The following is a 13,589-nucleotide window of genomic DNA, read 5'->3' as shown; positions in this document are numbered from 1 at the left end:
TTTCTGTTTCGAATTCAAAGCCCATACAGGCTCCGCCGCGTAAGAAGGAGAACGGCCAATGCGTCGTAAAGTCCTGCTGGCAGACGACAGTTTGAGCATCCAGAAGATGTTCGGGCTGTACCTTGAAAAGTGCGAGATTGACGTCGTCGCTCTAAGCAACGGGGAAACGGCGGTCTCGAAACTGCCCGCCATCCAACCGGACTTGATTCTGGCCGATGTCTTCATGCCTGGCCGCACCGGCTACGAGGTGTGCGAATACGTCAAGCAACATCCAGACTTCAAGCATATTCCGGTTCTCCTCCTAACAGGCAAATTTGAGCCGTACGACGAAAAGGAAGCTAAGCGCGTCAAGGCTGACGGACATATTGTCAAACCAATTGCGGAGCAGGAGTTTGTCGCGCTCATTCGGAAAATGCTGGAACGGGCTGCGCCAAAGCCGGCCTCGCCGCCAACCACCGCGCCGTCAGTTGCTCAGACACAAGTGCTTGGCTCGTTTGCTCCACCGCCTGTTACTCCTGTCGCGAAGGAGCCGTCCGCGCTTGGCAACCAACCGCCGAGCTTTCACTTTGTCGGCTTGGATCCGAAAGCCGATGTTCCACCGCCAACGATTAAGGTTACACCTTCAATGATAGACGACGGGCGGCTTCCTGACTTGGAACCGCTCCTGCCGCTTGATCCAGCGCCGTCGCCGCCACCCTCTCAGGACACAGGGGACTTTATTCTTGACCTGCCGCCGCCGGAACAAGCGCCACCCGTGTTGACCTATCCGGAGCCGCCCAAGACGCTTTCTACGCCGATCGCTCGTCCGACATTTCCACCGATGCCGCCGCCGGACTTTGGTGTGACCACCACGAAGCTCGATCCGGCGGAACTCCCCGAACTGTTGGCAGCCGCCCCGACTCCAGTAACCACTTCAAGCGCGCTTGAGACAGAGTCGCCGCTGGAACTGGATGAGGCCCCAACGTTTGCGCCATCGTCTACACCAGATGTCCTGGTTACGCCGGCGACAGAGGTTCAGACGGAAATCCTTACGCAAGAGGTTAGCGCGGTTGTTTCCTCTGAACCGGCTGAGACGCCTGTTTCCGCCGCAGCAGCGCCGCTGGAAGAAGCCCCGGTCTTTATTGTTGACGCAGGGACAAGCGAGTCGTCGCCAGTTGCTGCGGAAGTTTCAGCGCCCACTTTTGTTGTCACCCCGCCAGCACAGGTTACGCCTCCGTGGACAAGTCCGCTTGACCAACCTCCTTTGGCAACGGCGTTGGAGACCAAGGACGAAACCACCTCCTTGCCTCCAGCCACAACATCGCTAACGACCGTTCAAACAAGCGATCTTTTGAGTGAGCCAATCCCGCCGCCTGACTTTCTGGTTGGGATGGTCTCGCCTCCAACAGCGGCTGAGCCGCCAGCGGCGGAAGTCGCCCCGGCGCCCAGCCCCCATGACGCTGCGCCAGCCGGTGCGCCGGTGATGGAGCCGGTGACGGAGCTAGCTGCACCACCGTCGCCGCCAGCCTTTGAGATTGCAGTGCAGGAAGAGTCCTCAATAGCGGACACTGATCTACTCCCGGACGAACTGCTTGCCATCCGCAAACAACAGCAGGCAGAGGCTCGTGTTGAACCTGCCGTTGAGTCTGCGCCGACGCCGGCGGCGGAAGCGCCGTCCTTGGTCTTTGAGGTTGCTGAAACACCCACCGAAACAGCCAGCGTGGCGGCGATGGAAGTCGCTGAAACCAGCGCTCCTTCACTTGAAACGTCGGTTGAGCCAGCGCTGCCGCCGCCAACGCCGGTTGTAGAAGCCCCATCTTTCACCTCTGCAGTTGACACTCCCCAGGCTGAGACGGCTGTGGCAGCCGCTATGGAAGCGGGGGAGGCCGATGTTTCGGCCGTTGCGCCGAAGCCGGTGATGGCCGTTACCACGCCAACGACGCTGCAAGAAAGCGCTTCGACGCCGGCATTCGCGCCGACGTTTACGCCGGCTGCGCTGGAAATCGCGCCCTTTGCACCGGCGTCACCGGTGGATTCCCCGTCGGTTGAAGCTGTGGAAGCTACGCCGGCGGCGGTTTCGCCGATCGGGCCAATGACGCTGGTGGATGAGTCAGTTCGTTTTGCAGATGGGCCGGCGACCCTCGTTGACGAATCAATATCAGTTACTGAGGTTTCGGCTGCCGTCGCGCCTACTCCCTCCGTCCTACCGGCTCATGTTGAGGAGCCGCTGGCGGCCGAGACGGCGCAACTTGCTACAACGGAGGCTTTGCCGGTTGCGCCCGTTGAAGCTATGCCGCCAGCCGCCGTTGATTGGTCATCCTTTACACTGCCGCCAGCCGTTGTGGACGACATCGTACGGAGGGTAGTCGCTGAAATTTCAGATCGGGTTGTCCGCGAAATTGCTTGGGAAGTGGTTCCTGATCTGGCTGAACTGCTCATCAAGAAACATCTGGCGCAGGGCAACGGTCAGAGGACGGACGCCTAACGCTACCCGGGCTTGCGCCCCCTTTCAGGAGACGAGGTGACGCCAACCGCCGCCCTTGCTGCGCTTGAAGCCCAACACAGCCTGGGGTTGTACCTCCCACGCGGTATTACCCTTGTTCGTGGTGCCGGTGCATATGTCTGGGACGCCGAAGGCCGGCGCTACCTCGACTGCACCGCTGCGTATGGCGTGGCAAGTCTCGGTCACTGCCATCCGGCTGTCGTGGAGGCAATCAGTCAGCAGGCGGCGACACTCATCGCCTGTTCCGGCTCGTTTGGGAATGACCAGCGCGCGCAGCTCTACGCTGAGCTGACAGCGGTGATGCCGGTGGGCTTGACGCGACTGTTTTTCTGCAACTCCGGGGCCGAGGCCAATGAAGCGGCGCTCAAGTTTGCGCGTTTGACGACAGGCCGCCATGGCGTTGTGGCGGCAATCCGGGGCTTTCACGGCCGGACGGCTGGAGCGCTGACGGCGACGTGGGAGCCAAAATACCGCGAGCCGTTTGAGCCGCTGTTGCCGGGATTTAAGTACGTTCCCTACAACGATGTCGCGGCGCTGGAGCGCGCCGTGACGGATGAGATTGGGGCGGTCATTCTTGAAGTCATCCAAGGCGAGGGCGGTGTCCGGCCCGGAACAGTTGAATTCCTTCAGACGGCTCAGCATCTCTGCCGGGAGCGTGGCGCGTTACTGATTGTAGACGAGGTGCAATCAGGCTTTGGACGAACGGGTGCATTCTTCGCCTGTGAAGCCGTTGGCGTACAGCCGGACATCCTAACAATGGCCAAAGGAATTGCGAGCGGCTTTCCAATGGGGGCCGTGGCGGTGGGCGAGCGGGTGGCGCAGCCGGCGACCGGCCAGCATGGCACAACCTTCGGCGGTGGGCCGCTGGCTTGCGCCGCCGCCCGTGCAACATTGCACGTTCTCAGGGAAACAAACCTTCCGGCGCAGGTTGCGCGCCGCAGTGCTGTGCTTTTTGAGCGACTGCGCGCCATACCAAGCCGCCGGATTCGAGATGTACGCGGACGCGGCTTCATGATTGGGATTGAGCTGACTGAACCGGCGGCGACCTACATCGCAGCCGCTCAGGCACGAGGGTTACTGGTTCTCAACGCCGGCCCAAGTGTTATTCGGCTGCTCCCGCCCCTCATTCTGGATGAGGAAGATATTGCCTATGCCGTCGCTGTTTTGACAGAGGTTCTCACCGCGCCATAGGGTCAGCTGGACGCCAAGTTGGGTCGCGTACTTGCCGAGTGGACTAAACCCTGTTGGCGATGGCATAGGGCAGCTTGCCCTCAACCGTTATTCCATAGGTCGCAAGAGCAAGCGTAGGAAATAAGGCGCGCCGATGATCGCTGTGACAATGCCTAGCCGAATTTCTTCGGGACGATTAACAGTTCTGGCCAGCAAGTCTGCACCCACTAGAAACGCCGCTCCAACAAGCGCGCAGGCCGGTGTCAGAATTCGATGACGCGGCCCGACTACGAAGCGGACAGCGTGTGGGACCATGAGGCCGACAAAGCCGATGATCCCGCCAACCGCGACCGCTGCGCCGGTCAGTAAAGCCGCCGCGGTAAGCACTATCCAAGTCGTCCGACGGACTTCGACGCCCAAGGCGCGGGCGTCTTCAACACCTAATGACATCACATCCAGTTCCGGCGCATAAGCAAGCGCCACACCAAAACCGACCAAAACACACGGCAGCAACAGCCGAACATGCAGCCACGTCCGGCTGTCGAAGCCGCCCATTAGCCAGAATGAAATCTCCTGCGCGACCTCCCACCGCTTCCACGCCAGCGAAACGACTAGCGCCGTCAGTGCGCCGCATAGTGACCCAATCGCAACGCCGGCCAGCAACAGCGTCGTCATAGGCGCTCGTCCAGCACGGGCTGTCAGCGCGTAAACGGTCACTAACGCTACGGCGCTCCCTCCAAACGAAAACGCCGGAATATAAACAGGTGAAACCGCCGACAGACCAGCGGCGATGGCGACAACCGCCCCTAGCGCTCCGCCTGCGCTCGTTCCAACAATATCCGGCGACGCCAGTGGGTTGCGAAACAAGCCCTGCATCTGGACACCCGCCGTCGCTAACGCCGCCCCAACCAACGCAGCGACCAGCACCCGCGGCAAACGCATTGCCCAGACAATTGCTTCGTCGGTCGGCGACAAACCGTCAGCTCTCAACCAAGGCAATAATTTCGAGACAAGGACGGCAACGACAGTCGCCGGCGGCACGGTCACACTGCCGATAGCTACGCCCAACACTACGGACGCCCCCAATAGACCGATCGCTAACGGAAAAAACAACAGCGGGGAGACCGTACGGCGTACGCCCATACAGCGCCCACCTCTAACGGAAACAGCGCGTTAGCCAGTCAAGCAGCCCAATGAGCAGCGCCGTGTACAGCAGGGTCACTGCATACACCACTCGCCACCGGCGACAGTCAGCCTCTTCGGACATCGCAAAGCTTTTTTCAAGTCGTCGCAGGCGGTAATGAGCCACCTACGGTCGTTTGGACGCAACATCTCCCGGAGCGCGTCAGGGCCACCACGCCCCCTACAGGGCCGCCGCGCCGCTGATGACTTCGATAATCTCGTTTGTAATCGCCGCCTGCCGAATGCGGTTCATCGTCAAGGTCAAATGAGCGATGACTTCACCGGCGTTGCGGCTGGCGGAATCCATCGCCGCCATGCGTGCGCCATGCTCCGAGGCTACTGACTCTAGCAAGGCCTGAAAGATGCAGGTTTCGACAAAGCGCGGCAGCAAGCGTCCAAGAATCTCCGCCGGCGGTTGCTCGTAAATGTAGTCTGGCCCGCTCTGGCTTGCGACCGCTTCGTCTCTCGCCGGACGTACAACGGGCAGCAGTTGCTCAATCCGCACAACCTGTGAGAGTGCCGACCGAAACTCAGCATAGACAAGGCAGACGCGATCGGGTCGTACCGCAAGGGTTTCTTCGTCTTCAGCAGCGCCTTCGTAGATATTCAAAATGTCTTGGGCGATTTCAACCGCCAACTCATAGCCGAAGGTCTTCGACGTGACGTTGATGTACTCCTTGCGAATTGGGATGGCGCGCCGGCGGAAAAAATCCCTGCCCTTGCGTCCAATGACCACTAACTCGACGCGCTCGGTAGGATGCTCTGTGATGTACTGTTGTACCGCTCGAATGAGATTCGCGTTGAAGGCCCCGCACAGACCCTTGTCGGCTGTGATCAAGACGAGCAGCGTTCGGTTGCCTGCCCGCTCTTCCATTAGCGGACTGGTGAAGTCGGTCGCCGCCGACAAGTTGCGCAGCACTTCCTGCATTTTTCGCGCGTAGGGTCGCGTCGCCGTCACCCGTTCCTGCGCACGGCGGAGCTTTGAGGCCGAAACAAGTTTGTATGACTTGGTAATCTGGCGCATGTTTTTGACGGCTTTGATGCGCCGTCGAAGACCCTGCAAATTCGGCATGGCAACCTCTCTAACGACGGCGGCTCACGCGCGAACGACAAAGGTTTGTTTGAAAGCATCCGCCGCTGCCTTCATTTTGGCCTTGATGTCGTCGGTGAGCTCTTTTTTTGTGGCGATTTCTTGAAGCAGCGCCGCATGGTTGTTTTTGAGGTAGGCCAGTAACTCCGCCTCAAACCGCCGCACTTCCGACACCGGAATGTCATCCACATAGCCGTTGGTCGCCGCCCAGATGACGAACACCTGTTCCTCCAAGGGCATAGGCGAATACTGCCCCTGCTTGAGAATTTCCGTTAGGCGCTGGCCGCGCGCTAGCAGGCGCTGCGTCGCTTTATCGAGGTCAGAGCTAAACTGGGCAAAGGCCGCCAGTTCGCGGTACTGTGCCAGTTCGAGCCGGAGCATCCCGGCGACCTGCTTCATCGCCTTGGTCTGCGCCGAGCTGCCAACGCGGGACACCGAGTTGCCGACGTTGATGGCCGGACGCACGCCGGCATTGAACAGATCGGTTTCGAGGAAAATCTGCCCGTCGGTAATCGAAATGACGTTCGTAGGGATGTAAGCAGAAATGTCCCCCGCTTGCGTCTCAATAATCGGTAAGGCGGTCAGCGAACCGCCGCCGCGCTTTTCGTTATACTTCGCCGCCCGCTCCAGCAAACGCGAATGCAGGTAAAACACGTCGCCCGGATAGGCTTCGCGCCCTGGCGGCCGCCGCAGCAGAAGCGAGATTTCCCGATACGCGACGGCATGCTTCGACAGGTCATCGTAAATGCACAGGACATGCTTACCACGATCCATGAAGTACTCACCCATCGCCGTCCCAGCGTACGGCGCAAGGTACTGCATGGCGGCCGGGTCGGATGACGAGGCCGACACCACAATGGTGTAACTCATGGCGTCGTACTCTTCGAGCCGCTTGACGAGTTGGGCGATAGAGCCTTTGCGCTGACCAATCGCCACGTAGATACAGATGAGGTCTTTCCCCTTGGAGTTGATGATGGTGTCAATGGCGATGGTCGTCTTACCGGTCTGCCGGTCGCCGATGATGAGTTCGCGCTGACCGCGCCCAATTGGAATCATGGCGTCAATCGCCTTGATGCCAGTCATCATTGGTTCTTTGACCGAGCGCCGCTCGACGATGCCCGGCGCAAGTCGCTCAACCGGGTTGTAGCCGTCGTTGGCGATTGGGCCGCGTCCGTCAATCGGTTCACCCAGCGCGTTGACGACGCGCCCCAGAAAGCCCTCGCCGACGGGGACGGACATAATGCGCTTGGTGCGCTTGACCAAATCGCCCTGCTTGATGGCCTGATACTCGCCAAAGAGCACCGCTCCAACTTTGTCTTCTTCAAGGTTGAGGGCGATGCCTTTGACGTTGTGCGGCAGGTCAAGCAACTCGCCGGCCATGACCTTGTCCAGACCATGGATTTCGGCAATGCCGTCGCCGACTTTAATAACCGTCCCGACCTCGGCGACGGTCACGCCGGTTTGGAAAGTCTCAATTTGCTCACGGATTAGCTGGCTAATTTCATCAGCTCGAATGGCTTCCATGTCATTCCTCAACCTCATCCGGTCGGCTCAGTAGCGCCGGGTCAGTCGCTCTCGAATTTCGGCAAGTTGGGTGCGAATGGAACCGTCGTAGTACGTGCTGCCAACGCACGCGACAACGCCGCCGAGCAACTCCGGCGCTTCCTTGTAGGTCAGTCGAATATCGCCGCCAACCAACTTCCGCAAACGCTCCTCAAGCGCACGTCGCTCTCGCACGCTCAGCGGTTTGGCGCTGGCCACCTCAACGGCAACCACGCCGGAACGCGCGTCCAGCAACGCCTCCAACGCTTTCTGGATATCGCCCAACACGGCCATCCGTTGGTGGCGTAGGACAACCATCAGAAAGTTTGTCGTGGTCGGATGGGGCTTCAGGCGTGCGCAGAGGGCGCGTAGAAATCGCTCCTTTTGGTCGAGCGGAATCGTGGGGTTAGTCAGCGCCTCGGTCAACTCGGCGTGACTCGTCATGAGCTGGTGGAACGTTTTGACCTCTTCAACAACGGTTGGAAAATCCGCGCCGGCGGCGTCGGCCACTGCGCGGGCGTAACGATTGGCGAGTGAAGTCATAGAACGGCGTTTTGTCAGCCTATTACGGTTTCCATCAAGCGCGCTGCTTCTCAAGCTGGGCGGTGTAGGTCGCCACCAGACGCGAGTGGTCATCGGCGGAGAGTTCGCGCCGAAGGAGCGCCTCCGCCAGCTCGACCGCTTTGGAGGCGGCAAAGGCTTGGAGCTCAAGCCGCGCCGCTTGGCTTGCGCCCTCAATCTCCAGCCTGGCGAGACGACGTAGGCGTTCAGCGTCGGCTTCAGCGGCGGCGAGAATGCGGTCGTACTCGGCTTGAGCGTCCTGCTCGGCCTGAGTGCGGATGGCGACCAGCTCCGACTCAAGACGCGCCAGACGCTCTTCCAGCTCGCGCAGCTTGGCCTCAGCCAAAGCTCGCTCCTGGCCGGCGCGGGCAAGAGCATCCCGAATGTTTTGGGCGCGTTTGCGCAACCCTTCCGTCACCGGTTTGGCGAGCAGGAGCGTCAGCAGGCCGGCATAAACGGCGAAATTCAGAAATTTCGCCCACAGCGGAACGCCGGCGGCGACAAACAGCGGCGGAAACGGCATCAAACTCATCGGGACGCTCCAATCCGGCGACCCAAGATGGTTTCGGCAATAGAAGCCGCCAACTGTTCGGCGTCGCGCAAGAGGGCTTCTTTGGCAGCGGCGACCTGAGCGCTGAGCGCTTGCGTCGCGGCTGCTGTCTCAGCGGCGGCGGCCTGCTTGGCTTGTTCGATGATTTCGGTACGCCGCTGCAGGGCGGCGGCCCGACGTTCCGCAATAAGCTGCGCCGCTGCGACTCGGGCGTCACGCAACGCTGCCTCGTACGCCGCTAGACGTTGGTCGTAGTCACCGAGCATTCGGCGGGCACCGCTCGTCAAACGTGTACGCTCCTCCAGCACTGCCAGAACTGGCTTGAAGACCAGAACGTTCAGCAGGTACGCCACGATGAGGAATACGCCAACTGTGACAAACAGCGACCAATCAGGCGTCAGTAAGCTGCTTTCGGCGGCGAGGAAGCGACCTAGCTGTCCACTACTGAAGCCCAATAACGATTCCATCATAAACAACGACGGCGCAGGCCGCGGCAGCCTTACGCGCCTACCGAATGATCTGAAAAGCAAGCTGCGAAGTTACTCGTGGAGGTTGTGACTGTCAACGGAAACTTCGGAGAAACAGCGGACTAACCCCTGAACGCGATAACCTGGCCAGGCTTGGCGTCGCGCGTTCGCTTCACAACAGATTGAGATGGAGGAAAAGTGGGGCGAGTGATGGGATTCGAACCCACGACCTCTTGAGCCACAATCAAGCGCTCTAACCAGCTGAGCTACACCCGCCACGAAGCAGTCGTCAATCATAGTGCGCCCCGTTTGGGCATGCAACTGTGGCGCAGCAGAGCGACGCAACCAATCAGGCTATGTAGCTTCGCCGTCATCCCCCGCCTCGTCTAGACCAAAAACCTTGCCCACTAGAGCCTGCAACCGCTTGCCGGTGGCAACACGAAAGCTACTGGTTCGGCGCGGTGTGGACGGCCGTTTTGCGCTAATCGCTTGGCGACGTTTTTTGAGTTCCTCATGCTCTGGAGCCAGAGCCAGACCACGATCAAGACATTCAATAGCCCGCGACTCTAGCCCAAACTTGAGGTACAGGTCGGCAAGTTCCATCAGCAACTCTGGCACTTCATCCGGGTCGCGGCACAGATCAATCGCCGCGAGGAAAGCCTTTTCCGCTTCCTTGTTTCGGCCCGGCATCCGCAGCAGGACGCGCGCCAGCAACGCCTGGTAATCAGCGTTGTTTGGTTTCTGTTCCACTGCGCGGCGGATGGACTGATACGCCCGCTCTACATCGCCGTTGCCCATGTACTCAACGGTTCGCAGGTAAAGCTCTGAGGCTGGAATTGGCGGCGGCTCCGGCGGGTTACTCTGCGTCGCCTTTGGGTATGCGCCGGTCGGCATACGCGGCGGCATACTGGGCGGGGTCGGCGGTTTAGGCGGCGGCGAGGCTGCCGGAGAAACGGGCGGCGACTCTACTGGTGGTTGCGGCGGCCGCTTCAGGGTCGGCGGTGTTCGGAAACCAGCCTTTGTGGGCGGCGGCACAGCGGGCGGACTCGGCGTTGAAACCGAGCCTGGGGGTCTTGGATACGCTGAGGGCGGTGGCTTGGGCTTACCATCGGACGGCGCGCGAACGGAAGGTGGACTTGGCGGCGTTGGTCGCGCCACTGGATACGCGCCGGTTGGAAAACGGTCGCCGCCCGGTGTTGAACGTGCCATTTGTCCGCCTAGAGCAGCGTCATACTTGCGCCGCTTCTCCTCATCACTCAACACTTCGTAGGCTTGCTGAATGGCGATAAAGACGCGCTCCAGTTCGGCCTTGACTTGAAAGTCAAACGCCGCCAGTTGCGAGTGGCGGTCGGGGTGAAATTTTTTCGCCAGTTCTCGATAGGCTTTCTTGAGTTCTTCCGGCGTGAAGCGACGGTTGATACCCAGCACCTGATAGTGCGTGCCGCCCGACTCAAGCACCCGAATTTTTTCCTCCAGTTCAAAACACAACTCGGCGGCGCGTGCGGCGTCAATCTCGCCGGTCGTCGCCGTAGAGGGCTTGGCGACTGGCTCAATCAGCGCTTCTGGTCGGTCGTCGGCGAACTTGACTATCCCAGACAGGGTCAAGGCGCACAACGCACGCAAAACACGGTCTTCAGGCAAGGGGATAGCCATACAAGCTTCTGCAACGCGCAACGGCGTGTCCAACCGTGATAAGACAAAGGCTTCTTCCGGCGTCAGCGTCACGTCGGACAGATTGACTTGAGAAGGCAGCACTGGCTGAAGCACTCGTTGTGGGTCGCCTAGCCAACGACGGATAAGATTGAGGTCCGGCAAGTTACGGACGCCGTCGAAAATCAGGCTGACCGGCGACAACGCCTGCCCAAATCCATCCACTTTGACGTGCTGCGCCTGAAACTGGTACTCGCCAGTCGTCCAATCAAACAGGGATTGGACTAGGTAGGTGATGTGTCCCACCAGCATCGCTTGTAGGTCGGAGGCCGTCAGATACCCCAACTCCACCAAGCAGACGCCAAGCCGTTTTCCAGGCTTAGTCGCCGCCACCGCCTGAGCCAACTGCTCTGGGGAAATACAACCCAGCGCGCATAAACGCTCGCCAAACCGCTCGGTGACAACTTCGCTGGCGGCGTAAACTACTGCCCCGCTCTCAAAGTACACATGGCGCACCACCGCCGGTTGCCGGAAGGTCAAGATTCCGCTCAATCGCTGTTGGTAGCACGCGCCCAACAGACGTGGAACACAAGTGTCTTCGAGTCGCTTCGCCATTCAAACGACTCCCAAAACGCGAACGTGTGCGGGGTATTGCACCACAACTCGGCAGCAATGGTCATTTGTCCGGGTAGTATTCACCGAAGGCCTAGGTTTGGCAAGTCTGTCGCTTCCCTAAGGACGTTACGCTCAGACGTGACAACCGCCGTAGGTTATGGTTGAATTGCCTTCCGTCGCTTGTGGCGGCGAACTCAACGGGATGTGGCGCAGCCTGGTAGCGCGCACGCTTGGGGTGCGTGAGGTCGCTGGTTCAAATCCAGTCATCCCGACCACGTTTGAACGACCTGCGCGGCGAGACGGTGCTGTGACTGCCTCGCCGTTTTGTTTTCAACCGCTTGAGCGAAATCACTTCGACTGGCCTTGATTTTTGGGAATTGGGCTTTTCGAGCACACTATGCCGCTGATTCTCGTAACGAATGATGACAGCATTTACGCTTCGGGTTTGCGGGCGCTTGTGGAATGCCTTCAACCACTAGGGGAGGTCATGGTCGTTGCTCCGGCTGGTGAACACAGTGGCTGCTCCCGCGCTGTGACACTGGGACGGCCGTTACGTGTCCGCAAGCAGCGTGAGCGGGACGGCTGGTACGCCGTTGAAGGCACGCCGACCGATTGCGTGATCCTTGCCTTACACTGGCTTCTGAAAGGGCGACCGCGCCCGGACCTTGTGGTTTCCGGCATCAATCGCGGCGCCAACCTAGGCGACAGCGTCACGTATTCTGGGACGGTCGCTGGCGCCCTTGAAGGGGCAGTCAACGGCATTCCCAGTTTGGCGTTCTCGCTGGTGTCACACACCGAGTTTGACTACACATACGCCGCCGACTTTGCCCAGCGGTTGACGCGCAGGGTGCTGCGTTCAGGGCTTCCCAAAAACACCCTGCTTAACGTCAACATTCCGCCTGGCCCAATTCGGGGTTATCGCTTCACGCGCACGGGAACCAAGCTCCTCTGCACCAACATTGAAGAACGGATTGACCCGCGTGGCCGGCCCTACTACTGGATTGGGACAGAAACCGACGGACGCGACGAAGCGCCGGATGTGGATTACGCCGCCATCGCTGACGGTCTGGTGGCCATCACGCCGTTGCGCAACGATCTGACCGACCGCAACGCGCTCGCCCAACTCAAAAGCTGGGAAGCGGAAGACCTCTGAAGGCGCCTCCTTTGTGATATCACGGCGTTGCAACTGGCGACGCCCCCCATGCTTCCGGCGACCTAACCTTAGGTCCGCCGCCAGACTTCATCGCCCCGCCCTTTTGGACCAAATCAAAACAAGGAGAGCAAACTTCTCTCATAAACGCCAAGCTTTTTGAAGCAATGATGCTGCAGACGCCCGTTGAACAATCCTCGGCTGAAGCCACAACTGTGCGGAGCGGTTTTGTCGCGGTTATCGGCCGTCCCAATGCAGGTAAATCTACGCTTGTTAACTACTTGGTTGGTGAAAAGATTGCTGCTGTTTCAAACAAGCCGCAGACGACGCGCACCCGCATTTTGGGGATTGTCACGCGCCCGGAAGGACAAGTTGTTCTTGTGGACACCCCTGGTATTCACAAGCCCGGATACCGCCTCAACAAACGGATGATGCAGGCGGTGTTTGACGCACTGGCGACGGTAGATGTTGTCCTGTTACTGCGCGATGCGTCGGTATCAACCGGCAATGGCGACCGCTTCGTACTCAATCTGGTCAAACAGTCAGGCCGGCCGGCTCTTCTAGCGCTCAATAAAATTGACCGCTTCAAGGACAAGCGCAGGTTGCTTACTCTGATTGACTTCTATCGTCACGAACATGACTTCGTAGATTACATACCGATTTCGGCGCTGACAGGCGACGGAACGGACACCCTAATCAACTGCTTGCTCAAACACTTGCCGGTAGCGCCGCCACCCTTTGCTGAAGACGATTTGACCGATCAAACCGAACGCACATTGGCGGCGGAATTCCTGCGTGAGCAGCTCTTACGGCGTCTATCGGACGAACTACCGTTTGTTACCGCCGTCACTGTCGAGAAATGGGAGGAACGCGCCGATGGGGGTCTCAACTTGGCGTGCGTTATCCTTGTTGAGCGCCAATCGCAACGGGCCATTGTTCTAGGGCGCGGTGGGTTGCGTCTGCGGGATATGGCGGCGGCCGCCCGCGCCGAGATCGAGGCCATGCTGGGACGCAAGGTGTTTCTTGAGATTTTTGTCAAGGTCGAACCCCACTGGCGCAACAATGAACGGTGCTTAGATGAACTGGGCATCCACTAATCGTCCTCTAGCTCATCACCGTCACCCCTTCAT

The 13,589-nt window shown here is 59.6% G+C and carries 10 protein-coding genes, 2 tRNA genes and 1 pseudogene; 5 read left to right on the top strand and 8 right to left on the bottom strand.

Translation table 11 applies throughout. The features are described 5' to 3' along the window. Window positions 1-58 precede the first annotated feature (58 nt). The gene (locus NZ585_06150) at window positions 59-2,464 is read left to right on the top strand and encodes a response regulator (GenBank protein ID MCS7079616.1); all 2,406 of its coding nucleotides are present in this window, start codon (window positions 59-61) and stop codon (window positions 2,462-2,464) included. 36 nt (window positions 2,465-2,500) lie between these two features. Beyond that, window positions 2,501-3,673: an acetylornithine/succinylornithine family transaminase gene (locus NZ585_06145; protein ID MCS7079615.1), complete on the top strand. Its 1,173-nt coding sequence runs from the start codon at window positions 2,501-2,503 to the stop codon at window positions 3,671-3,673. Between the two features lie 87 nt (window positions 3,674-3,760). Here NZ585_06145 and NZ585_06140 read toward each other — a convergent pair whose 3' ends face one another. From NZ585_06140 to NZ585_06105, 8 genes and pseudogenes are all read right to left on the bottom strand, one after another. Continuing rightward, a complete protein-coding gene (locus NZ585_06140; protein MCS7079614.1) occupies window positions 3,761-4,795 on the bottom strand; it encodes an iron ABC transporter permease in 1,035 nt (344 codons plus the stop codon). A gap of 220 nt (window positions 4,796-5,015) precedes the next feature. Continuing rightward, window positions 5,016-5,906, bottom strand: coding sequence for an ATP synthase F1 subunit gamma (atpG, locus tag NZ585_06135; protein MCS7079613.1), 891 nt, complete (start codon window positions 5,904-5,906; stop codon window positions 5,016-5,018). Window positions 5,907-5,930: 24 nt separating this feature from the next. Next, window positions 5,931-7,448: a F0F1 ATP synthase subunit alpha gene (gene atpA, locus NZ585_06130; protein ID MCS7079612.1), complete on the bottom strand. Its 1,518-nt coding sequence runs from the start codon at window positions 7,446-7,448 to the stop codon at window positions 5,931-5,933. Between the two features lie 27 nt (window positions 7,449-7,475). Then, on the bottom strand, window positions 7,476-8,009 hold the full coding sequence (atpH, locus tag NZ585_06125; protein ID MCS7079611.1) for an ATP synthase F1 subunit delta: 534 nt from the start codon (window positions 8,007-8,009) through the stop codon (window positions 7,476-7,478). Window positions 8,010-8,043: 34 nt separating this feature from the next. Further along, a complete protein-coding gene (locus tag NZ585_06120) occupies window positions 8,044-8,559 on the bottom strand; it encodes an ATP synthase F0 subunit B (GenBank protein MCS7079610.1) in 516 nt (171 codons plus the stop codon). Continuing rightward, the gene (locus tag NZ585_06115; GenBank protein MCS7079609.1) at window positions 8,556-9,047 is read right to left on the bottom strand and encodes an ATP synthase F0 subunit B; all 492 of its coding nucleotides are present in this window, start codon (window positions 9,045-9,047) and stop codon (window positions 8,556-8,558) included. The genes NZ585_06120 and NZ585_06115 overlap by 4 nt, the downstream gene beginning before the upstream one ends. 196 nt (window positions 9,048-9,243) lie before the next feature. After that, window positions 9,244-9,320, bottom strand: a tRNA-His gene (locus NZ585_06110). A 963-nt stretch (window positions 9,321-10,283) separates the two neighbouring features. Next, window positions 10,284-11,309 (bottom strand): annotated as a pseudogene (locus NZ585_06105) (J domain-containing protein). 198 nt (window positions 11,310-11,507) lie between these two features. Between NZ585_06105 and NZ585_06100 the strand changes: the two are divergent. From NZ585_06100 to era, 3 genes are all read left to right on the top strand, one after another. Further along, window positions 11,508-11,584, top strand: a tRNA-Pro gene (locus NZ585_06100). A 122-nt stretch (window positions 11,585-11,706) separates the two neighbouring features. Next, entirely contained in the window at window positions 11,707-12,462 is a 756-nt protein-coding gene (surE, locus tag NZ585_06095; GenBank protein ID MCS7079608.1) for a 5'/3'-nucleotidase SurE, read from the top strand. 164 nt (window positions 12,463-12,626) lie between these two features. After that, window positions 12,627-13,556, top strand: a complete 930-nt coding sequence (gene era, locus NZ585_06090; GenBank protein MCS7079607.1) for a GTPase Era — start codon at window positions 12,627-12,629, stop codon at window positions 13,554-13,556. The last annotated feature ends 33 nt before the right edge of the window (window positions 13,557-13,589 follow it).

It is taken from the genome of Chloracidobacterium sp. (assembly GCA_025057975.1).
Taxonomy (GTDB): Bacteria; Acidobacteriota; Blastocatellia; order Chloracidobacteriales; family Chloracidobacteriaceae; genus Chloracidobacterium.
The sequence above is the reverse complement of the archived record's forward strand: the minus strand, read 5'-3'. Positions and strand labels throughout refer to the sequence as shown.

Coding starts and splice junctions, on each gene's coding strand:
- NZ585_06150 (MCS7079616.1), top strand. CDS start 59: ATGCGTCGTAAAGTCCTGCTGGCAGACGACAGTTTGAGCATCCAGAAG.
- NZ585_06140 (MCS7079614.1), bottom strand. CDS start 4,795: ATGGGCGTACGCCGTACGGTCTCCCCGCTGTTGTTTTTTCCGTTAGCG.
- atpG (MCS7079613.1), bottom strand. CDS start 5,906: ATGCCGAATTTGCAGGGTCTTCGACGGCGCATCAAAGCCGTCAAAAAC.
- atpA (MCS7079612.1), bottom strand. CDS start 7,448: ATGGAAGCCATTCGAGCTGATGAAATTAGCCAGCTAATCCGTGAGCAA.
- atpH (MCS7079611.1), bottom strand. CDS start 8,009: ATGACTTCACTCGCCAATCGTTACGCCCGCGCAGTGGCCGACGCCGCC.
- NZ585_06120 (MCS7079610.1), bottom strand. CDS start 8,559: ATGAGTTTGATGCCGTTTCCGCCGCTGTTTGTCGCCGCCGGCGTTCCG.
- NZ585_06115 (MCS7079609.1), bottom strand. CDS start 9,047: ATGATGGAATCGTTATTGGGCTTCAGTAGTGGACAGCTAGGTCGCTTC.
- surE (MCS7079608.1), top strand. CDS start 11,707: ATGCCGCTGATTCTCGTAACGAATGATGACAGCATTTACGCTTCGGGT.
- era (MCS7079607.1), top strand. CDS start 12,627: ATGATGCTGCAGACGCCCGTTGAACAATCCTCGGCTGAAGCCACAACT.